Source organism: Actinophytocola sp., assembly GCF_036378875.1.
GTDB lineage: Bacteria > Actinomycetota > Actinomycetes > Mycobacteriales > Pseudonocardiaceae > Actinophytocola.
On sequence record NZ_DASUVO010000022.1, the window covers coordinates 86925 to 110984 of the forward strand.

General features: G+C 72.4%; 4 protein-coding genes and 1 pseudogene. All 5 read left to right on the forward strand.

The window, feature by feature from the left end; all coding sequences use genetic code 11:
* Window positions 1-35 precede the first annotated feature (35 nt).
* The 5 genes and pseudogenes from VF106_RS06440 to VF106_RS06460 all read left to right on the forward strand — a co-directional run bounded on the left by VF106_RS06440 (window position 36) and on the right by VF106_RS06460 (window position 24056).
* Complete coding sequence (locus VF106_RS06440) at window positions 36-446, forward strand: cobalamin B12-binding domain-containing protein (RefSeq protein WP_330838640.1); 411 nt, start codon at window positions 36-38, stop codon at window positions 444-446.
* Complete coding sequence (locus VF106_RS06445) at window positions 433-1704, forward strand: methylaspartate mutase (RefSeq protein WP_330838641.1); 1272 nt, start codon at window positions 433-435, stop codon at window positions 1702-1704. Before VF106_RS06440 ends, VF106_RS06445 begins: the two co-directional genes overlap by 14 nt.
* On the forward strand, window positions 1701-2888 hold the full coding sequence (locus VF106_RS06450; protein WP_330838642.1) for a cytochrome P450: 1188 nt from the start codon (window positions 1701-1703) through the stop codon (window positions 2886-2888). Before VF106_RS06445 ends, VF106_RS06450 begins: the two co-directional genes overlap by 4 nt.
* A 55-nt stretch (window positions 2889-2943) precedes the next feature.
* Window positions 2944-18456, forward strand: a pseudogene (locus VF106_RS06455) (SDR family NAD(P)-dependent oxidoreductase); the annotation flags it as partial.
* Complete coding sequence (locus VF106_RS06460) at window positions 18453-24056, forward strand: type I polyketide synthase (RefSeq protein WP_330838644.1); 5604 nt, start codon at window positions 18453-18455, stop codon at window positions 24054-24056. The pseudogene VF106_RS06455 and the gene VF106_RS06460, both read left to right, overlap by 4 nt.
* Window positions 24057-24060: the final 4 nt, after the last annotated feature.

The window sequence follows — 24060 nt, forward strand, 5'->3', positions numbered from 1 at the left end:
TCGACCTGCCGTCGCGACGCAGGGGATGTGTCATCGTGAGCACCGTCTCCTCCGACGCCCACACCTGGAACCTGGTGTTCCTGCAGCTGCTCGTCGAGGAGCTGGGCTTCGAGGTGATCAACCTCGGCGCCTGCGTGCCGGACGAGCTGCTGGTGTCCGAGTGCCTGAGCGTGCGGCCGGACCTGCTGGTGATCAGCAGCGTGAACGGCCACGGGTACCAGGACGCGCTGCGGGTGGTCGAGCGGTTGCGTGCCCACCACGAACTGGCCGACGTCCCGATGGTCGTCGGCGGCAAGCTCGGCACGGCCGGCCGGCAGACCAGCGGGCAGGTCGACCGTCTGCTCGCCGCGGGCTTCGACGCCGTCTTCGACGACCGCGTGGACGGGCCGGCGTCGTTCCGCCGGTTCGTCGAGTCCATCTCGGACAGTGCCCATGAACTTCGGTGAGTTCGTCGAGCAGGCCGCACAGCTGGTCGTGCAGCCACGCATGGGTTTCGCGGACCCGGCGCGGATGCGGGCCGGGTTGCTGGCCACGCGTGACGCGAACGCGACGACGGTCGGCACGATCACCCTGGACAGCTACACCAGGGTCGGTGACCTCGCCTCGGTCGACCGGGCACTGCGTACCGGCTTCGGGCTCAACGGCTACCCGATCGTCAGCCACTCGACACAGGTGACCAGAGCGATGCTGGACGGGGTCGAGAGCACCGACTTCCCGGTCCAGGTGCGGCACGGGTCACCACGCCCGGCGGAGATCTTCCAGGCGCTGGTAGCGGCGCGCCTGCACGCCACGGAAGGCGGCCCGGTCTCCTACTGCCTGCCGTACGGGCGAACCTCCCTCGAGGAGTCTGTGCGCAACTGGGCGGCCTGCCGCGAGCTTGCCCCGCTGATCCGCGAGTCCGGTGTGGAGCCGCACATCGAGACCTTCGGCGGCTGCATGATGGGCCAGCTCTGCCCACCAGGGCTCCTGGTCGCGTTGAGCGTGCTGGAAGCGCTTTTCTTCTACCACCACGGGTTTCGCAGCATCTCGGTGAGCTATGCCCAGCAGACGAACCCCGCGCAGGACCGCGAGGCGATCGCGGCCCTGCGCCGGCTGTGCACGGAGCTGCTCCCGTCGGCCCGCTGGCACGTCGTGGTCTACGCCTACATGGGTCTGTACCCGAGAACACCGCAGGGCGCCCTCGAGTTGCTGGCCAGCGCCGCGGAGCTGGCGGTCGCCACGGGTTCACCCCGCCTGATCGTGAAGACCGCAGCAGAGGCCCACCGCATCCCGACGATCGCGGAGAACGTCGCCGCCCTTGAGCACGCGGCGGCCGCGGCCCGGCCGTTGACGACCCCACCGCTTCCCGATGGTGACAACGAGATCTACCGGGAAGCCCACGCACTGCTGGACGCGGTCCTGAACTGTGAAGAGGAGCTCGGTCGGGCACTTGTCACGGCCTTCAAGCGTGGCCTGCTCGACGTCCCGTACTGCCTGCATCCCGACAACGCCGGGCAGACCCGCAGCTACCTCGACGCCGACGGCACCCTGCGCTGGGCCGACACCGGTTCCCTCCCGCTGTCCACCATGGACGGCATGGGCGCACGCCGCTCGGTCGGGTCGGCGGACCTCATGGCGGCGCTGTCCCATGTCCGCGACACCTTCGACGCACTCGCGCTCGCACGCCGGGAACCCCGCGCCATCGGCGGAAGGAGAGTCTCATGAACATGGTCCGGGACTACCCGTTCGACATGCACGAGATCGAGGTGTCGCCGCTGTACGCGAAGCTACGTGCCGAGGAACCCCTTTCCCGCGTGCGGCTTCCGTTCGGCGAGCCGGCCTGGCTCGCCACCCGGTACGCCGACTGTCGCCTGGTGATGACCGATTCCCGGTTCAGCCGTGCCGTCGCGCAGGGGCTCGACCAGCCGAGGATGCGCCGGCAGTCGACCGGTGACGGCATCATGGGCATGGACCCGCCGGACCACACCCGCCTGCGCAGGCTGGTCGGCAAGGCGTTCAGCGCCCGCCGCGTCGAACAGATGCGGGTCGGTGTGCGTGGCGTCGCGAGCAGACTGATCGACGACATGGTCGACCGCGGCCGGCCGGCGGACCTGGTGGTGGACTTCGCCAGGGTGCTGCCGGTCACGGTGATCTGCGACCTGCTCGGTGTCCCGTTCACCGACCGCCACCGGTTCGGCGAGTGGACCGCCGCGCTGACCGACGACGCCACCGCCAAGGGCGACGTCCTCTACGAGGTGGGCGCCGAACTGGAGGCCTACATCGGCGACCTCGTGGCCGCCCGCCGCGCGGAGCCGACCGACGACCTGCTCGGTGCCCTGGTCTACGCCAGGGACAACGGCGACAAGCTCACCGAGGTGGAACTCGTCTCCCTGGCCGGTGCCGGCCTGCTGACCGGCGGCGTGGAGACGGTGTCGTCGGCATTGCCCAGCTTTGTGTTCGCCCTGCTCTCCCGACCGGAGAAGCTGGCACAACTGCGCGCCGACCCGAACCTGATCCCCAGCGCGGTAGAGGAACTGCTGCGCTACGTCCCGATCAACACGGCGGCGATGTTCGCCCGGTACGCGTTGGAGGACGTGTGGGTCGGCGACACCCTGGTTCGTCGAGGCGACCCGGTGCTCGCCGCGATCCACGCCGCCAACCGGGACCCCGAGGTCTTCGAGAACCCGGAAGAAATAGACCTGACCCGCAAGACCAACCCGCACATCACCTTCGGCCACGGCCCACACCACTGCATCGGCGCACAGCTGGCCCGCCTGGAACTTCAGGAAGCCCTGGCGGAGCTGCTGACCCGCTTCCCAACACTGGAACTGGCGGACGGCCCAGAGGGCGTGCGGTGGAAGTTCGGCGTCATAGTACGAGGCCCCGCCACCATGAAGATCACGTGGTGAGAGTCGATTTCGCGAAGTAGACGACACAGAAGGCAACCACATGAACGACCGCTACCTGGAACTCGTGCGCGCCCAGACCGTCGAGATACTGCGGTCCGTTCATGCCGACGCGCCCACCACGATCGACCCGGACCGGTCCTTCAAGGACCTGGGCATCGACTCCCTTGCCGCGGTGGCTCTCCACGCCGCCCTCAGCGTCAGGACCGGCATGGACCTCCCGGTCACCGTCGCGTTCGACCACCCGACGCCGTCCGCGCTGGCCCGGTACCTGAGCCAGGGGGCGGCACCGGACGAGCAGGTGGAGGTGTCCCGGGCGGACGACGAACCGGTGGCGATCCTGGGCATCGGCTGCCGGTACCCGGGGGGCGTCACCTCACCGGAGGACCTGTGGCAGCTGGTGGCCGACGAGCGGCACACGATCGACGGTTTCCCGACCGACCGGGGCTGGGACCTGGACGGCTTGTTCGACCCGGACCCGGACAACCCGGGCACGAGCTACGTGCGCGTGGGCGGCTTCCTGCGCGACGCGGGACGGTTCGACGCGGACTTCTTCGGCATCTCCCCTCGAGAAGCGACCGCGATGGACCCGCAGCAGCGGCTGGTGCTGGAGACGTCATGGGAAGCGCTGGAACGGGCCGCGATCGACCCCACCTCGTTGCGCGGTACCAGAACCGGCGTGTTCATCGGCGCGGAGGCACAGGAGTACGGTCCACGGCTGCACGACGCGCCGGACGGGTTGGACGGCTATCTGCTGACCGGGAACGCGCCGAGCGTCGTGTCCGGCCGCATCGCCTATGTCTATGGGCTGCAGGGGCCTACGCTCACCGTCGACACCGCGTGCTCCGGCTCACTGGTGGCACTGCACCTCGCCGTGCAGGCCCTGCGCCGGGGCGAGTGCACACTCGCGCTGGCCGGCGGGGTTGCCGTCATGGGCGGCCCCGGCACGTTCACCGCGTTCAGCCGGCAGCGTGGGCTCGCCGAGGACGGCCGGTGCAAGGCGTTCGCCGCCGCCGCGGACGGCACCGGGTTCGCCGAGGGTGTCGGGGTGTTCGTGCTGGCCCGCCTGTCCGACGCGTTGCGTGACGGGCACCGCGTGCTGGCCGTCATCCGCGGCACGGCGATCAACTCGGACGGCGCCTCCAACGGCCTGACCGCCCCGAACGGTCCGGCGCAGCAGCGGGTGATCCGTGCCGCGCTGGCGGACGCGCGCCTGTCCCCGGACGAGGTCGACGCGGTGGAGGCGCACGGCACCGGCACCCGGCTCGGCGATCCCATCGAGGCGACGGCACTGCTGGCCGCCTACGGACAGGACCGGGAGAGCCCGCTGTGGCTGGGTTCGGTGAAGTCGAACATCGGTCACACCCAGGCAGCGGCCGGCGCTGCCGGTGTCATCAAGATGGTGATGGCCATGCGCCATGGCCGGTTGCCCCGTACGTTGCATGTGGACAGTCCGACCCCGAGGGTGGACTGGACGTCCGGCGTGGTCGAGCTGCTGACGGAGGCCCGGGAATGGCCGGCGGAACGGCCCCGGCGGGCCGGCGTCTCCTCGTTCGGGGTCAGCGGCACCAACGCACACCTGATCATCGAGCAGGCCGAGGCGGTGGCGACCGCGCCGGACGAGGAGTCGGTGCGTGCCGACGCCGTGCCGCTGGCGATCTCCGCGCGTGACGACGCGGCGCTGCGAGCACAGGCGGCCAACCTGCGGTCGGTTGTGGACAGTGGGGTGACACTGGCGGACCTGGCGTACTCCCTCGCGACGACCAGGGCCGCGTTGCCGCGACGAGCGGTCGTGGTGGCCGCGGATGTCGCGGAGGCCGCGCGTGGGCTGGCCACCGTCGCGGAACAGGGCACCGCGGATCCGGTCGCACCGGGTGGCCTGGCCATGCTGTTCACCGGCCAGGGCTCACAGCGGCTGGGCGTCGGGCGCGAGCTGTACCAGGCGTTCCCGGTGTTCGCTCGGGCGTTCGACGACGCCGTGGACCACCTGGACCTGCAGCTGGACAGGCCGCTGCGGGACGTGCTCTTCGGTGCCGACGAGGCCGAGCTGAACCGCACCGCGTACGCCCAGTGCGCGTTGTTCGCGGTCGAGGTCGCGCTGTACCGGCTGCTGGAGTCCTGGGGCGTCACCCCGGACGTCCTGTTGGGACATTCCGTCGGCGAGCTGGTGGCCGCCCACGTCGCGGGCGTGTGGTCGCTGGCCGACGCGTGCCTGGTGGTCGCCGCACGCGGCCGCCTGATGCAGGCGCTGCCGGACGGTGGTGCCATGGCCGCCGTGGCCGCGCGGGAGGACGAGGTCCACCCGCTGCTGGGAGACGCGGTGAACATCGCGGCGGTCAACGGGCCGGCGGCGGTGGTGATCTCCGGTGCCCGGGACGCGGTCGACGAGACCGTTGGCCGGCTGGAGTCCGCCGGGTACAAGGTCACGCGGCTTCGCGTGTCACACGCGTTCCACTCGGCGTCGATGGAGCCGATGCTGGCGGAGTTCGGCCGGATCCTGACCGCGGTGGACTACGCGCCGCCGCAGATCCCGGTCGTGTCGACGGTGACCGGCGCGCCGGCCACCGCGGCGGAACTCTGCTCGCCGGACTACTGGGTGCGTCAGGTGCGCGAGACCGTCCGGTTCGCCGACGGCGTCCGGTCGCTGACCGGGACAGGCGTCAACACCTGCCTCGAACTCGGCCCGGACCCGGTGCTGTCCGGTCTGGCACGGGACTGCCTCCCACACGATGACGTCACCTTCGTGCCCACGTTGCGTGGCGGGCACGCCGAGGAGACCTCGCTGGTTTCCGCGCTGGGCACGGCATACACGCGCGGGGTCGCGGTCGACTGGCCGTCCTTCTTCGCCGGGCGCGGTGCCCGACGTGTCGATCTCCCCACCTACCCCTTCCAGCGCAGGCACTTCTGGCTGTCCGGTCAGGACGGTCAGGCCGGTGCCGCCCGGTCGGGCCAGGTCGCGGCGGACCACCCGCTCCTGACCGCGGCGATCGACCTCGCCGGCGACGGCGGCCTCGTGCTGACCGGCCGGTTGTCGATCCGCTCCCACCCCTGGCTCGCCGACCACGTGATCGCCGGCGCGATGGTGCTGCCCGCGACCGCGTTCGTGGACATGGCCGTGCACGCCGCGGACATGGTGGACTGCGCGCGGCTGGCCGAGCTGACCCTGCACGCGCCGCTGGTCCTCCTGGACACCGGTGAGGCGGTGCTGCAGGTCGTCGTCGGGCCGGAAGCCGAGGACGGCCACCGCACCATCGAGTTCCACTCCCGTCCCGACCACGAGACCGGCTGGACCCGGCACGCCACCGGCACGCTGGCCCCCGACCCGGTTGCCGAGCCGACCGGGTTGCGGGAGTGGCCGCCGCGTGGCGCGACGCTCCTGCCCACAGAGGACTTCTACCCGGAGCTGGCCGCCCAGGGATACCACTACGGCGAGGCCTTCCGCGGCCTGCGCCGGGTGTGGCGCCGCGACGGGGACGTCTACGCCGAGGTGGCGCTGCCCGGGGAGGCGGACGGGTTCGGCCTGCACCCGGCGCTGCTCGACGCGGTCCTGCATGCCACCGACTTCGCCGCCGGCGAGGCGCGCGAGCCCGACGAGATCCGGCTCCCGTTCGCATGGACCGGAGTCTCGGTGTACGCACACGGCGCGACCGCGCTCCGGGTGCGGATCTCCTCGCTGCCCGACGGGGGTGTGTCGCTGACGCTGGCCGACGCCGGAGGCGATCCGGTGGCGATGGTGCAGGCCTTCCGTTCTCGTCCCGTGCCGACCGGGACACTCGCGACAACGGAGCCCCTGTACCGGACCTCGTGGGTGCCCGTGGCGGCCACCTCGGGCCCGGCCCGCGTAGCGGTGATCGGCGCGGATCCCGTCCACATCGGACTTTCGACGGACGTCCCGACCTGTCGGGAACTGGACGCACTGGCCGAGGTGCCGGACGCCGTCCTCGTGTGCATGACTGCCGACGGGGACGGGGTCACCTCCGCCGCACGGCGGCTCACGCACCGGGCGCTCGAAGTCGTCCAACGCTTCCTCGCCGATGACCGGTTCGCCGCCTCGCGCCTGGTCGTGCTCACGCACGGCTCCGTGGCGGCGACCACCCACGACGGGCTCGCGGCGGCTCCGGTGCGCGGCCTGGTCCGCTCGGCGCAGGCCGAACACCCGGACCGGATCGTGCTCGTCGACGTCGACGAGCACGGACTGACTCACGAGGCACTCACCACCGCGTTGGCCTCCGCGGAACCGGAGCTACGCGTGGCCGCCGGAGCCGTACTGGCGCCGCGCCTTGTCCGGCTCGACACCCCCGACGAGGAGCCGCGCTGGCCGGCCGGCGGCACCGTGCTGATCACCGGGGGCACCGGCGGAGTCGGCGCGCACGTGGCCCGTCACCTCGTCGCCGTGCACGGGGTTCGGCGCCTGCTGCTCGTGAGCCGGCGCGGCCCGCAAACCCCCGGCGCGGGCGAACTGATGACCGAGCTACGCGCGGCGGGCGCCGACGCGCGGGTCGTCGCCTGCGACGTCGCCGACCGCACGGCGCTGGCCGCGGTCCTCGACGGTGTGCCCGCCGACCACCCGTTGACGGGTGTCGTGCACGCGGCCGGCGCACTCGACGACGGGACGATCGAATCGCTCACCCCGGAACGGGTCGACACCGTGTTCGCGGCCAAAGTGGACGGCGCGTGGGCACTGCACGAGCTGACCAGGGGACTCGACCTGTCCGCGTTCGTGTTGTTCTCCTCGGCCGCCGGCATCGTGGACGGTGCCGGGCAGGGCAACTACACGGCCGCGAACGTGTTCCTCGACGCGCTGGCCGGATACCGCGCGTCCCTTGGCCTGCCGGCGGTCTCCGTGGCCTGGGGACTGTGGGCGGCGGGTATGGGGGACCGCCTCGACGCCAGGGGGTTGCGGCGGATCGACCGGCTCGGCCTCGCGCCACTGTCGGTCGAGGAGAACCTCGTCGCGCTCGACGCCGCGCTGGGTGCCGGGCACGCCACCGTGGTCCCGGTCCGGGTGGACCGCGCCGCGCTGCGCTCCCGCGCGGACGGGGTGCCCGCACTGCTCCGGGATCTGGTGCCCACCGGTCGTGCACCACGCGTGGCACGCACCGCCGTCGTCGACGAGTCCCTTGGCTACCAGCTGGCGGCGCTCGGGCCGGCTGAACGTGACCGGGTCGTGCTGGACCTGGTGCGCACGCACGTGGCCGCGGTTCTCGGGCACGACGGCCGCGACGCGATCAGCCCGCGCCGCGCGTTCAGTGAGCTGGGGTTCGACTCGCTGGCCGCGGTCGAGCTACGCAACCTGCTCGACTCCGTGACCGGCCTGCGCCTGCCGGCCACCGTGATCTTCGACCACCCCAACCCGAAAGCGCTGGCCGATCACCTCCTCCAGCAGCTGGCTGGAAAGGAGTCGGCGGTCACCGAGGCCGCGCCGGCACGGGTGCTGGACGACGAGCCCATCGCGATCATCGGGATGAGCTGTCGCTATCCAGGCGGGGTCGACTCGCCCGAGGAGCTGTGGCGACTGGTCGCCGAGGGCGTCGACGCCGTCAGCGCGTTCCCGACCGACCGCGGCTGGGACGTCGCGCGGATCTACGATCCCGAGCCGGGCACGCCGGGCCGCAGCTACGTCAAGGAGGGGGGCTTCCTGCACGAGGCCGCGGAGTTCGACCCGGACATGTTCGAGATCAGCCCGCGCGAGGCGCAGGCCATGGACCCGCAGCAGCGGCTGCTCCTGGAGATCTCGTGGGAGGCCGTCGAGCGTGCCGGCATCGACCCGCTTTCCCTACGGGGAAGCCGCACCGGCGTGTTCGCCGGCGTGATGTACCACGACTGGGCCACCCGTCTCGGGACGGTGCCGGAGGAGCTGGCCGGCTACCTCGGCAACGGCAGCCTCGCCAGTGTCGTCTCCGGCCGGGTGTCCTACGCGCTGGGTCTGGAGGGGCCGACGGTCACTGTGGACACCGCGTGTTCCTCCTCTCTGGTCGCGCTGCACTGGGCCATCCAGGCACTGCGCCGCGGTGAGTGCTCGCTCGCGCTGGCCGGTGGCGTGACCGTGATGTCCACACCGGACACGTTCGTCGACTTCAGCCGACAGCGCGGGCTGGCCGCGGACGGGCGGTGCAAGTCGTTCGCCGCGGCCGCCGACGGCACCGGCTGGGGCGAGGGCGTCGGCATGTTGCTGGTGGAGCGGCTGTCCGACGCCCGGCGCAACGGGCACCGGGTGCTGGCCGTCGTGCGTGGGTCCTCGGTCAACCACGATGGGGCGAGCAACGGCCTCACCGCGCCGAACGGCCTGGCGCAGCAACGGGTCATCCGGGCGGCGCTGGGCTCGGCCGGCCTCGAGGCGTCCGAGGTGGACGCCGTCGAGGCGCACGGCACGGGCACCACGCTCGGCGACCCGATCGAGGCACGGGCCCTGATCGACACGTACGGGCAGAACCGGGAAAGCCCGCTGCTGCTCGGCTCGGTCAAGTCCAACATCGGCCACACCCAGGCCGCCGCCGGGGTCGCGGGCATCATCAAGATGGTGCTGGCGATGCGCAACGGCGTGCTGCCGCGCACGCTCCACGTCGACCGGCCCTCGCCGCACGTGGACTGGTCGGCCGGCGCGGTCGAGCTGTTGACCGAGCCACGGGACTGGGCACCGGACGGCCGGCCACGTCGCGCCGGTGTGTCCTCCTTCGGCATCAGCGGCACCAACGCGCACGTCATCCTGGAGGAGGCGCCCGAACAGACCGCCGGGGAGATCGCCGAGGAGGTGCGGCACGCACTGCCGTTCGTCCTTTCCGGACGCACCGGCGCCGCGTTACGCGACCAGGCCGCCAATCTCCGCTCCTTCGTGGAGGATGAGGCCCCGCTGGGCGATCTCGCACGGGCACTGGCCACCACGCGGGCGGCGCTGGAGCACCGGGCGGTCGTGGTCGCCGGGAACGCCGGCGAGCTGCGTCGTGGTCTCGACGCGGTCGTGGCCGGCGGGCCGGGCGCCGTCACCGGCGTGACGCGCGAAGGCAGGCTCGCCTTCCTGTTCTCGGGGCAGGGCGCGCAGCGGGTGGGCATGGGACGCGAGCTTGCCGCCATGTTCCCGGTGTTCGAGCAGGCTTTCGCCGAGGTGTGCGCGGAGCTGGACAAGCATCTCGACCGTCCACTGCGTCCGGTGATCGACGGCGACGCGCTCGACGAGACCGCGTACACCCAGACCGCGTTGTTCGCGTTCGAGGTGGCGCTGTTCCGGCTGTTCGAGTCGTGGGGTGTCACACCGGACGTCCTGGCCGGCCACTCGGTCGGCGAACTGGCCGCCGCGCATGTGGCCGGCGTGTTCTCACTGGCGGACGCGGCACGGCTGGTCGCGGCGCGGGGCCGGCTGATGCGGGCACTGCCGGCGGGCGGGGCCATGGTGGCCATCTCGGCCGGCGCGGACGAGGTTAGGCCGTTGTTGGACGGGCGTGTGGACATCGCCGCGGTGAACGGTCCGGAGTCGGTGGTGGTCTCCGGCGACGAGGACGCGGTGCTCGCGGTCGCCGCCCGGTTCGCCCGGACCCGGCGGTTGCGGGTGTCGCACGCGTTCCACTCGCCGCTGATGGAGCCGATGCTGGCCGAGTTCGCCGAGATCGCGGCCGGACTCGAGTTCCACCCGCCGCGGATACCGGTCGTGTCCACTGTGACCGGTGAGGACGCCGACGCGGGCGAGCTGTGCTCGGCCGAGTACTGGGTACGACACGTCCGCGCCTGCGTCCGGTTCGGGGACGCCGTGCGGCGGATGATCAACGACGAGGTGACCACGTTCCTGGAGATCGGACCGGATCGCGTGTTGTCCGCGATGGGCGCGGAGTGCGCCGGGCCCGACGAGGACGTCGTGTTCGCCGCGAGCTGCCGGCGAGACCACGAGGAGCTGCCCGAGGTGCTGTCCGCCCTCGGCCGGCTGCACGTGCGTGGCGTGCCGGTGGACTGGCCGGCCCTGCTCGGCGCCGGCACCACGCACCTGGACCTGCCCACCTATCCCTTCCAGCACAGGCGGTTCTGGCTGGACGCCACGCCGTCCGGTGACGTCGCAGGGGTCGGCCAGGTGGCCGCCCGGCACCCGATGCTCGGCGCGGTCGTGCCGCTGCCCGGCTCGGACTCGGTGGTGCTGACCGGCCGGCTGTCCGTGGAAACCCAGCCGTGGCTGGCGGATCACGTGGTGCGGGACGTCATCCTGTTGCCCGGCACCGGCTTCGTCGAGCTGGCGCTGCGTGCCGGCGACGAGGTGGGGTGTCCGGGGATCGAGGAACTGACCCTGCAGGCTCCGCTGGTGTTGCCGGCGCGGGGCGCGGTCGCACTGCAGGTGGTCGTCGGCGCGGCGGACGGCGATCGGCGCCCGCTGTCGGTCTACTCGCGTGCCGAGGACGCGGAAGGACCGTGGACCCGGCATGCCACCGGCACGCTGACCGCCTGGCGACAGCCGGAGCGGGCCGGCCTCGCCCAGTGGCCGCCGCCGGGCGCCGACGAGATCGACGTGTCCGGTGCTTACCCGGAGCTGCTCGGTCGCGGCTACGGCTACGGCCCGGCCTTCCAGGGGCTGCGGGCTGCGTGGCGGCGCGGGAACGAGGTGTTCGCCGAGGTGGCACTGCCACCGGGGATCGCGGAGTCGGCGGCCGGGTTCGGCCTGCACCCGGCGCTGCTGGACGCGGCCATGCATGCCGACCTCCTCGACGGTGGCGGTGAGACGTTGCTGCCGTTCGTGTGGACCGGGGTCTCGCTGCACGCGGTCGGGGCCGCCGCGGTGCGGGTGCGGATCGCGACACTGACCGGCGAGGAGGTGTCGGAGATCGAGGTGGCCGACGCCGAAGGCAACCCGGTCGCGTTCGTCTCCTCCCTGGTCTCCCGCCCGGTCGCGGAGGGACAGCTCGACACCGAGGACGAACCGCTGTTCCGAGTGGACTGGCAACCACTCACGGCGCCCACCACGGCCGCAGCGCCAGAGACGGTCGTGTTCGACTGTCCTCAACCGACAGCGAACATGCCGGCCGCGGCGCACGACGTGACCGCCGCCGTACTGGCCGAGATACAGACGTGGTTGGCGGGCGAACGGTCCGCACGGCTGGCCGTACGCACCAGCGGAGCCACCACCGATCCGGTGCAGGGCGCGGTCTGGGGCCTGATGCGTGCGGCGCAGGCCGAACATCCCGGCCGGTTCGTGCTGTTGGACACCGTCGACGCCGACGATGCCGCGGTCGCCGCCGCGCTGGCGTCGGGCGAACCGGAGGTCGCCGTCCACGGTTCGACCGTGACCGTCCCTCGGCTCGTCAGAACGAGAACGCAGCCTGTGGATGCGCCATGGGGCATCGGAACAGTGCTGATCACCGGCGGCACCGGCGGCCTCGGCGCCCTGCTGGCCCGCCACCTGGTGACCGCGCACGGCGCCCGCGAGCTGGTGCTGACCAGCCGGCGGGGTCTCGACGCGCCGGGCGCCGCGGCGCTGCGCGACGAGCTGGCCGCACTCGGCGCGGTCGTGCACGTGGTCGCCTGCGATGTGTCCGACCGGGACGCGCTGGCCGCCGTACTCGCCGAGCACCCGCCGAGCGCGGTGGTGCACGCGGCCGGAGTCGCCGACAGCGGGGTCGTCGAATCGCTCACCGCCGGGCAGTTGGACGCGGTGCTGGCGCCCAAGGCGGACGCCGCCTGGCACCTGCACGAGCTGACCGCCGATCTCGACCTCGCCGCGTTCGTCATGTTCTCCTCCGCCGGGGGCATGGTGCTCGCGGCCGGGCAGGCGAACTACGCGGCCGCCAACGCGTTCCTGGACGCCCTGGCCGAACACCGCCGGGCGCGGGGCCTGCCGGCGACGTCCCTTGCCTGGGGGCTGTGGGCGGAGAACACCGGTCTCGGCGGCGAGCTGAGCGAGGCCGACCTGCGGCGAATGGACCGGCTCGGCATGCCGGCGGTGACCGCGGCGCAGGGCCTGGCGCTGCTGGACGCGGCACTGCGTGCCGATGCCGCCGTGATCGCGCCGCTGCCGCTGAACGTGACGGCGCTGCGCGATCGCGCGGACGAGCTTCCGGCACTCCTGCGTGGTTTCGCGCCGGCGTCGCCGCGGCGGGTGGCCGCCGCGGCCCCGGTCGCCGCGGCGGTGCCGTTGGCGCGGCAACTGGAAGGACTGGCCGAGGCCGAGCGCGACCGGATGCTGGTGGAGCTGGTGTGCGCGCACGTCGCCACCGTGCTCGGCTACGCCACTGCGTCCGAAGTGGATGGCGGGAAGGCGTTCAAGGAGCTCGGGTTCGACTCGCTGGCCGCGGTGGAGCTACGCAACCTGTTGTCCTCGGCGACCGGGGTCGCGCTGCCGGCCACGCTCGTGTTCGACCACCCGACCGCCCGCGCGGTCGCCGACTTCGTCAAGGGCAAGCTGCTCGGCGCCACGGTCACCGCCCGATCGTCCACAGTGGCCGTGTCCAGGGACGAACCGGTCGCGATCGTCGGTATCGGCTGCCGCTACCCCGGTGGGGTCTCCTCACCCGAGGACCTGTGGCGGCTACTCGTCGACGAGGTCGACGCGGTCACGGAGTTCCCGACGAACCGCGGCTGGGACGTGGCCGCCATCTACGATCCGGAACCCGGCAAGCGCGGCAGGACCTACGCCCGCGAGGGCGGGTTCCTGCACCGGGCCGCCGAGTTCGACCCCGCCTTCTTCGGGATCGGGCCACGCGAGGCGTTGGCCATGGACCCGCAGCAACGGCTGCTGCTGGAGGTGGCCTGGGAGGCGATCGAACGCGCCGGGATCGACCCCACCTCACTGCGTGGCAGCCCCACCGGGGTGTTCGCCGGGGTGATGTACGACGACTACGGCAGCCGGCTGCACGACGCGCCGGCCGACGTGGCCGCCTACCTCCCGAACGGCAGCTCCGGCGCCGTGGTCTCCGGCCGCGTCTCCTACGTCCTCGGACTGGAAGGCCCGTCCATGACGGTGGACACGGCGTGTTCCTCGTCGCTGGTCACCCTGCACCTGGCCACGCAGGCACTGCGCAACGGCGAGTGCTCCCTGGCACTCGCCGGCGGGGTGACGGTGCTGTCCCAGACGGACCTGTTCGTGGACTCCAGCCGGCAGGGCGTGCTCGCCCCGGACGGCCGCTGCAAGTCCTTCTCCTCGGCGGCCAACGGGGTCGGCTGGGCGGAGGGCGCCGGCCTTCTGTTGCTCGAACGGCTGTCCGACGCACGCCGCAACGGCCACGAGGTGCTGGCCGTCGTGCGGGGCAGCGCGGTCAACCAGGACGGCGCGTCCAACGGCCTCACCGCGCCGAACGGCCCGTCCCAGGAGCGGGTGATCCACGCGGCACTGGCCTCGGCGGGCCTGCGCGCGTCCGATGTGGACGCCGTGGAGGCGCATGGCTCCGGCACCCGGCTCGGTGACCCGATCGAGGCGCAGGCGTTGTTGGCCACCTACGGGCAGGAGCGGGAGCGGCCGCTGCTGCTCGGCTCGGTGAAGTCGAACATCGGCCACGCGCAGGCCGCCGGCGGCGCCGCCGCGGTGATCAAGGTGATCATGGCGCTGCGCAACGGGTTGCTGCCCAGGACGCTGCACGTGGACGCGCCCTCGCCGCACGTGGACTGGTCGACCGGCGCGGTGGAGCTGCTGACCGAGCCACGGCCATGGGTCGCCAACGGCCGGCCACGCCGGGCGGGCGTGTCCTCGTTCGGCATCAGCGGCACCAACGCACACATGATCATCGAGGAGGCGCCGGCCGAGCCACCGGCGAAGCCGGCCACCCTACCGCCGCTTTCCCTCGTGCCGCTGCCGATCGGGGCGAGCAACGCGGACGCGTTGCGGGCCCAGGCCGGGCACCTGGCCACGCGGCTCGAGTCCGTCGGCCTGCTCGACGTCGGGTACTCGCTGGCGACCGGCCGTGCGGCGCTCGACCACCGCGCGGTGGTCCTGGCCGCCGACTGGGAGTCGGCCGTGCGGGCCCTGTCGGGGCTCGCCACCGGTGACGCCGGCGGGTCGGTGGTGCGCGGCGTGTCGCGTGCCGGTGGGCTGACCGCGTTCCTGTTCTCCGGTCAGGGTTCCCAGCGGGTTGGCATGGGTGCCGAGCTGTGCGCGGCGTTCCCGGAGTTCGCGCGCGCTTTCGACGAGATCTGCGACGCGCTGGACGAGCATCTCGAGGCGCCCCTGCGTGCCGCGCTGGACAACGATTCGGTCGACCAGACCGTGTTCACGCAGGCCGGGTTGTTCGCGGTCGAGGTGGCGTTGTTCCGGTTGCTGGAGTCATGGGGTGTCGCACCGAACTATGTCGCAGGCCATTCGATCGGTGAGCTGGTCGCGGCGCACGTCGCCGGTGTGTTCTCGCTGGCGGACGCTGCCCGGTTGGTGGTCGCACGAGGCCGGTTGATGCAGGCGTTGCCGCCGGGTGGGGCGATGGTGGCGATCGCGGCCGGCGAGGACGAGGTGTCGCCGCTGCTGGGCGACGGTGTGGATCTGGCGGCGGTGAACGGACCCGCGTCCGTGGTCGTCTCCGGGGTCGAGGACGCGGTGGTGGCAGTGGCCGGTCGTTTCGAGAAGTCGAAGCGGTTGCGGGTGTCACATGCGTTCCACTCGGTGTTGATGGAGCCGATGCTGGCCCAGTTCCGGGCGGTCGCGGAGTCCGTGTCGTACCGCCGGCCCGAGATCCCGGTGGTGTCCAACCTGACCGGCAAGCCGATCACCGAGTACAGCGCCGAGTACTGGGTCGAGCACGTCCGCCGCACGGTGCGGTTCGCCGACGCCGTGCGCTCGCTGGTCCTGGCCGGCGTGACCCGGATGATCGAGCTGGGACCGGATTCCGTGCTGTCCGGCATGGCCCGCGAGTGCGTGGACGGGTCCGCGGACACCGTCACGGTGGTCCCGACACTGCGGCGGGGCAGGGAAGAGGTCCGCTCGCTGTTGTCCTCTGTGGCCGAACTGCACGTGCTCGGCGTGCCCGTCGACTGGCCGGCGCTCTTCGCCGGTCGCGGCGCCCGCCGGGTCGACCTGCCGACGTATGCCTTCCAGCGCAAGACCTACTGGCTCGACGCCACCCGCTCTACGGGTGACGTGACCGCGGCCGGAATGGACGCGGTCGGGCACCCGCTGCTCGGCGCGGCGGTCGAACTGCCGGACACCGGCGGCGTCGTGCTGACCGGCGCGCTGTCCCTCGAACGGCAGCCGTGGTTGGCCGAGCACCGGATCATGGGCACGACCCTGTTGCCCGGCACCGCGTTCGTCGAGCTGGCCGTGCGTGCCGGGGACCAGGTCGGGTGCGCCGTGGTCGAAGAGCTGACCCAGCACGCTCCGCTCGTGCTGCCCGAGAAGGGTGGCGTCAGCGTCCGGGTGGTGCTCGGCCCGGACGAGTCGGGACGTCGAAACCTGGCGGTGTACTCCCGCCCGGCCGAGGCAAGCGGTGCCTGGACATTGCACGCCGGGGGCACACTCCTCCGGGACGCGCAGGTGACACCGGTCGAGCTGCGGGCATGGCCGCCTGAGGGCGCGCACCCCGTCGACCTCACCGGGGTCTACGACGACCTCGCCGAGAACGGCTACGGCTACGGCCCCACATTCCAGTGCCTGCGGGCCGTGTGGCGACGCGGCGACGAGGTGTTCGCCGAGGTCGCGCTGCCCGAGCCGACCGTCGCGGACGCCTTCGGACTGCACCCCGCGCTGCTCGACTCGGCGCTCGGCGCCATGGACTTCCTGGTGGACGGCGGACCGAAGGCGATCACCGAGACCACGATCCCGTTCGCCTGGAACCGCGTGTCGCTGTTCGCCACCGGGGCGGCCGCGCTGCGGGTGTGGGCCCGGCCGGCCGCCGGCGACAACACCGTCCGGCTCGCCCTCGCCGACAGCACGGGCGCACCGGTGGCGTTCGTCGACTCACTCGTGACCCGACCGGTGTCCGCCGGGCAACTCGGCGCGGGGGCACCGGAGTCGCTGCTGCGGATCGACTGGCAGCCAGGTCCACAGTCGACTCCGATGCCCGCACCGGCCGGGTGGGTCGTGCTCGGCACGGCGCTGCCCGGCCTGGCCGTACCGTCCGAGGCGGACATACCGGCGGCGCTGGCGACCACACCGGACGTGGTGGTCCTGCCGGTCCCGTCCGGCACGGGCAGCGTGCCGTCGGCCGTCCACGACGCCGTCCACGGCACGCTGGCCCGCTTGCGCGAATGGCTGGCCGAACCGAGGAGCGCCACACTGGTCGTGCTGACGACGGGTGGACCGGAGCTGACGCAGGCCCCGGTGTGGGGGCTGGTTCGCGCGGCGCAGGCGGAGCACCCCGGGCGGCTGGTACTGGTCGATGTGGACGGTCCGCCGTCACTGCCGGCACTCGCCTCGGTGGTCGCGTCCGGTGAACCGGAAGCCGCGGTTCGCGATGGCGAGATCCTGCTGCCACGGCTGGCGCGGACATCCACATTGGACGAACCGGTGCGCTGGAGGCCCGACGGCACCGTGCTGATCACCGGCGGCACCGGTCTGCTCGGTGGTCAGCTGGCCCGACACCTGCTGATCGAGCACGGTGTGCGGCATCTGCTGCTCACCAGCCGACGGGGCATGGACGCCCCGGGCGCCGCGCGGCTGTGCGCGGAGCTGATCGAACTGGGCGCGTCGGTGTCGGTCGTCGCCTGCGACGTCGCCGACCGGTTCGCGCTGGCCGCCGTGCTGGCCGCGATCCCCGCCGAACACCCGCTGACCGCGGTCGTGCACGCCGCCGGGCTGATGGACAGCGCGGTGCTGGATGCGCTGACGCCGGCACAGGTCGACACCGTGTTGCGGGCCAAAGTGGACGCGGCCTGGCACCTGCACGAGCTGACCGCCGGCCTCGACCTCGCCGCGTTCGTGCTGTACTCCTCGGCCGGTGGTCTCGTGCTCGCCGCGGGGCAGGCGAACTACGCCGCGGCGAACGTGTTCCTCGACGCACTGGCCACCTATCGATCCGCCCGTGGCCTTCCAGCGAAGTCGCTGGCCTGGGGTCCGTGGGCAGGCACGGACGGGCAGGTCGACCTGGACTGGATCGGTCGCTCGGGCATCGCGGAACTGCCGGCCGCGGAAGGACTTTCGCTGTTCGACGCGGCCATGCGAACCCCGGAACCCGTGCTGGCGCCCATCAAGCTGCTGTCCGGGGCGACGCCCGCCGCGCCGCCAGCCTTGCTGCGTGGGCTGGTTCGGGCCCCCGCCCGGCGGACGGTGGTGGCCACCGCCGCGGAACCGGCAACGTGGACGGACCGGCTCGCTGAACTGTCCCATGAGGAGCGTGAGCGAGAGGTGCTGGAACTGGTGCGCGGCCACGCCGCCGCCGTCCTCGGCTACGACGACGCCGGCGCGGTCGACCCGGAGAAGGGTTTCACCGACCTCGGGCTCGACTCGCTGGCGGCACTGGAACTGCGCAACCGGCTCGGCGCGGCCACCGACCTGCGACTGCCGGCCACGCTGATCTTCGACTACCCCAGCGCGGTCCCGCTGGCCCGGCACCTGCTGACCGAACTGTTCCCCGACGAGGATCCCGCCACGGCCCCGGACGGTTCCGCGATCGAGACCATGGGCGTGGCGGACCTGGTCCGCGCCGCACTCGGACGATCCAACACAGGAGGTGAGCCGGCGTGACCGGGGTTCCGTCCACGGACGAGATCGTCAGCGCTCTGCGCCAGTCGATGCTCGAGAACGAGCGGCTACGGCGCGAGAACGAGCAGCTCGCCGCGGGAGGTGGCGGTGAACCCGTTGCCATCGTGGGCATGGGTTGCCGCTACCCGGGTGGAGTCACCTCACCCGAGGGCCTGTGGCGACTGGTCCGCGCGGGCACCGACGCGATCACGACGTTCCCGGTGGATCGCGGCTGGGACCTCGACGCGCTGTACCGGCCGGAACCCGGCACTCCCGGCACGAGCTACTCCCGCAACGGCGGCTTCCTCCACGACGCGGCGGACTTCGACGCCGAGTTCTTCGGGATCAGCCCACGCGAGGCGTTGACAATGGACCCGCAGCAGCGGCTGCTGCTCGAGACCTCCTGGGAGGCGCTGGAACGAGCCGGAATCGTGCCCGGCTCGTTGCGGGGCAGCCGAACCGGGGTGTTCGCCGGCGTGATGTACCACGACTACGGCGCGGGCACCAGCGATGGAAGCCTGGTCTCGGGACGGGTCGCGTACACCCTCGGGCTCGAAGGCCCGGCGATCACGGTGGACACCGCGTGCTCGTCCTCGCTGGTGGCCATCCACCTCGCCGCGCACGCGCTGCGCCGCGACGAGTGCACGCTCGCCCTGGCGGGCGGGGTCACGGTGATGGCCGCGCCCGACATGTTCGTCTACTTCAGCGAGCAGCGTGGGCTGGCCCCGGACGGCCGGTGCAAGGCCTTCGCCGCCGGCGCCGACGGTGTCGGATGTTCGGAGGGTGCCGGAGTCGTCGTGCTGGAGCGGTTGTCGGACGCGCTGCGCAACGGCCACGAGGTGCTCGCCGTTGTGCGTGGCTCCGCGGTGAACTCCGACGGCGCGAGCAGCGGCATGACCGTCCCGAACGGACCGTCCCAGCAGCGCGTGATCCTCTCGGCGCTGTCCGCGGCCGATCTGTCCACCTCGGACGTCGACGTGGTCGAGGGGCACGGCACGGGCACCACGCTCGGCGATCCGATCGAGGCACAGGCCTTGCTGGCCACCTACGGGAAAGGACGGCCCGCGGACTGTCCACTGTGGCTCGGCTCGCTCAAGTCCAACCTCGGCCACACCCAGGCCGCCGCCGGGGTCGCGGGCGTGATCAAGATGGTGCAGGCGATCCGCCATGGTGTCGTGCCGAAGACACTGCACGTGGACGAACCCACGCCACAGGTGGACTGGTCGGCCGGCGCCGTCGAGCTGCTGACCGAGGAGCGGTCCTGGCCGGAGTGTGATCGGCCGCGCCGGGGTGGCGTGTCCTCGTTCGGGATCAGCGGCACCAACGCGCACGTGATCGTCGAGCAGGCACCGGCGGTCTCCTCCACCGACCCTCCATCACAGCCATCCCGCAAGGTGCCATGGATCCTGTCCGCTCGCGATGCCGACGCGTTGCCGGCTCAGGCCGCGCGGTTGCTGTCCTTTCTGGACTCGAATGACCACGGACTCGACGACGTCGGCTACTCGCTGGCCACCACCAGATCACTGTTCCCGCACCGCGCCGCTGTCTTCGGCGCGGACCTGGACGAGATCCGGCGCGGCTTGCGTGCCCTGGCCGACGGGCGCGAGTCGCCGTCGGTCGTCCGGGGGAGTGCCCGTGGCGGGTCGACCGCGTTCCTGTTCACCGGACAGGGCGCCCAGCGGCCGGGCATGGGGCGGGAGCTGCACGACGAGCATCCGGTGTTCGCCCAGGTATTCGACGCGGCCTGCGCGGAGTTCGACCAGCACCTGGACCGCCCGTTGCGAGAGCTGGTGTTCGGGGCGGATGCGGAGGTGCTGGCCGAGACGGGCTACACCCAGGCCGCCATGTTCACGCTGCAGATGGCCCTGTTCCGATTGCTGGAGTCCTGGGGCGTGCGGCCGGATTACGTCATGGGCCACTCGATCGGTGAGCTGGCCGCCGCCCACGTGGCCGGTGTCTGGTCGCTTGCCGACGCGTGTGCCCTCGTCGCGGCCCGGGGCCGGTTGATGCAGGCGTTGCCCGCCGGCGGGGCCATGGTGGCCATCGAGGCCACAGAGGACGAGGTAAGTCCACTTCTGACGTCCACAGTGGACATAGCCGCGATCAACGGTCCACGCGCGGTGGTGGTCTCCGGCGCGGTCGAGGCCGTGACCGACCTGGAAGCGGCGTTCACCGAGCAGGGTCGGCGAACCCGCCGGCTACGGGTCTCGCACGCGTTCCACTCCCCGCTCATGGCGCCCATGCTGGACGAGTTCCGTGCCGTGGCCGAACGGCTGACCTACTCGGCACCGCGGCTCGCCGTGGTGTCCTCCGTGACTGGTGCGCGGGCCGAGGAGCTGTGCTCGCCGGAGTACTGGGTGGGGCACGCGCGGGCGGCGGTGCGGTTCGCCGACGGCATCCGGTTCCTGGAGCGGGCGGGCGTTCGACGGTACCTCGAGCTCGGCCCGGACGGGGTCCTGTGCGCGATGGCGGAGGAATGCCTCGCCGGCGACACGCCCGCCCTGGCCGTCCCGGTCCTGCGTCGGGACCGCCAGGAGTCCGCCGAGTTCACGCGGGCGGTCGCGCACGCTCACGTCCACGGCGCGGACGTCGACTGGGCCGCGGTCTGTGCCGGCGCCCGGCGCGTCGACCTGCCCACGTACGCGTTCCAGCGTCGGCGGTACTGGATGGACGTGCCGACCCCGACCGGTGTGGATCATCCACTGCTCGATGCGGTGGTGCCCGCCCCGGACACCGGCGGCGTCACGCTGACCGGGCGACTGTCGCCGCGACGGCACCCGTGGCTCGCCGACCACGTGGTGCGGGGCTCGATCCTGTTTCCCGGCACGGGTTTCGTGGAGCTGGCGCTGAGGGCGGGCGACGAGGTCGGCTGTGGACGGATCGAGGAGCTGACGCTCGAAGCGCCGCTGGTCCTGCCGGCGGAGGGCGACGTCAGCACGCAGGTCGTGGTTGGCGGGGCCGATCCCGCCGGTCACCGGCCGATCGCGATGTACTCGCGGGTGGGCGACGCGCAGTGGACCCGACACGCCACCGGCTTGCTTTCCTCCGCGCACGAGCCGGCCGACCTGCCGGCGGAATGGCCACCGGCGGGTGTGGCCGAGGTCGACGTGTCCGGCCGGTACGAGGACCTGGCCGCACAGGGTTTCGACTACGGCGTGGCGTTCCGTGGTTTGCGCCGCGCGTGGACCCGCGGCGAGGAGATCTTCGCCGACGTGGCGGTCGAGGAGTCCGACGTGGACCGGTTCGGGCTGCACCCCGCGCTGTTCGACTCCGCACTGCACACGATCGGCCTGGCCGGGCCGATCGCCGACCGGGCGGTGCTGCCGTTCGCGTGGGCCGGGCTGGAGTTGCACGCCACCGGCGCACAGAGCCTACGGGTGCGGGTCGCACCCGTAGGGGAAAACGCGGTGTCGCTGACGGCAACCGATTCGGCGGGCCGACCGGTGATCTCGGTGGAGTCGTTGTCGTTACGGCCGGTGGGTTCTGAAGCACCCGGCCTCGACTCGTTGTACCGCGTCGATTGGGTGCCGGTACCGGACAGCGCGGGCCCGGTCGCCGAGTGCGCGGTGCTGGTCGCTGACGATGTCGGGCTGGTCGCGGATGATGCTGGGTTGGTTGCCGGCGATGTCGGGCTGGTTGCGGGTGATGTCGGGCTGGTTGCGGGTGATGTCGGGTTGGTTGCGGCGATCGAGGCCAGCGGTGTGCGGGTCCGGCGCCACGCCGACCTCGAGTCGCTGGCCGCCGCGCCGGTGGGCACCGTGTTCCTGCTGTGTGCCCGGCGGCCTCCGGCCCCCGACATCCAGCCTACCGGCGAGCACCGACAGTTCCAGGCGCCCGATGGGCAACCGGCGAACGGTTCACCCGCCCAACCCGAGCGAAAGTCCCACTCGTGCGCCGGGGGGCCCCCCGATTTCCAGCTTACCGGCCAGCACCGACAAGAACGGGTGTCCGCGGGTGGGGCTGTGGACAAGGCCGCGCGGGCCGCGGTGAACCGGGTGTTGGGGCTGATCCAGTCCTGGACGGCCGACGAGCGGTTCGCCTCCTGTCGGCTGGTGTTGGTCACCCGCCGCGCGGTGGCGACCGGGCCGGATGAGGACGTGCTCGATCTGGAGCATGCCGCGGTGTGGGGGCTGGTGCGCACCGCGCAGATCGAGTATCCCGGCCGTCTGGTGATGCTCGATGTGGACGGACCTGACGTGCCGGCCGCCGCCGTTCGCGCCGTCGCTGGGGCCGACGAGCCCGGACTCGCTGTCCGAAGTGGACGTGTGCTCGCGCCCCGGCTGGCCCCGGTGACCGCGCGGCAACCCGCCCGGCTCGACGCCGGCGGCACCGTGCTCGTCACGGGCGGCACGGGCGTTCTCGGCGCCGTGATCGCGCGGCATCTGGTGACGGGGCACGGGGTGCGCCGCATGGTGCTGACCAGCCGGCGGGGCATGGCCGCGCCCGGGGCCGCCGAGTTGATCGCTGAACTGACCGGGCTCGGTGCGGACATCACCGTGGCCGCGTGTGACGTCGCCGACCGGGACGCGTTGCGTCGGCTGCTCGACGCGGAGCCCGTGACGGCGGTCGTGCACACCGCGGGGGTTGTGGACGACGGTGTCGTGTCCGCGCTGACCCCGTCGCGGATGGACGCGGTGCTGCGGCCCAAGGTGGACGCCGCATGGAACCTGCACGAGCTGACCGCTGACCGGGAGCTGTCGGCGTTCGTGCTGTTCGCCTCCGCCGGCGGCACGCTCGGCGCCGCGGGGCAGGCGAACTACGCGGCGGCGAACGTGTTCCTCGACGCACTGGCACAGCACCGCCGAGCCCAGGGACTGCCGGCGGTCTCGCTGGCCTGGGGGCTGTGGGCCGATGGCGGCATGTCCGGTGACCTCCCGGAGACCGACCTGCTGCGGATGGCTCGCTCCGGGGTGCTCGGGCTGTCCATCGCGGAGGGTTTGGCCCTGTTCGACGCGGCACTCGGTATGCCAGAGCCGGCGCTCGTGCCGGTGCGGCTGGATCTTTCCCCGCTGCGGAACGGGACCGAGGATGTGCCGGCGATGCTGCGTGGACTGGTCGGTCCGGCCCGCGGCGTGACCCGCCGTCGGGTGGACACCGACCGCGCCGACGAGCGGTGGGCGAAGCTCGTCGGTCTGGCGCCGGAGGAACGGGACCGGGAACTGCGGGAGCTGGTCTGTGCCACCGCCGCGGCGGTGCTCGGTCATGACGGCGCCGCAGCGATCGACCCGGAGCGCGGCTTCCTGGAGCTGGGGTTCGACTCGTTGACCGCCATCGAGTTCCGCAACCGGTTGGTGGCCATCACCGGTCTGCGCCTGCCAGCCACGCTGATCTTCGACCACCCGTCGCCCTCGGCACTCGCCGCGCGACTCGGCACCGGGCTGACACCGCCGGACCAACTGGACTCCCACCTGGCGGCGTTGGAGTCCGCCCTGGCCGCCGCGGATCCGGACGACGCGGAGCACGCGACGATCGCGGCACGGCTGCGGTCCCTGGTCACGGGCTGGAGTGAGCGCCGCCGCACCGGCGACGAGGCGGACCTGGACGGGGTCTCGGCCGAGGAGCTCATCCACATCCTCGACTCGGAGTTGGAGTCCTCGACATGATTGG

What these genes read in the sequence shown, in the direction of transcription:
- VF106_RS06450 (WP_330838642.1), top strand. Translation starts at nt 1,701, where the DNA reads ATGAACATGGTCCGGGACTACCCGTTCGACATGCACGAGATCGAGGTG.
- VF106_RS06445 (WP_330838641.1), top strand. Translation starts at nt 433, where the DNA reads ATGAACTTCGGTGAGTTCGTCGAGCAGGCCGCACAGCTGGTCGTGCAG.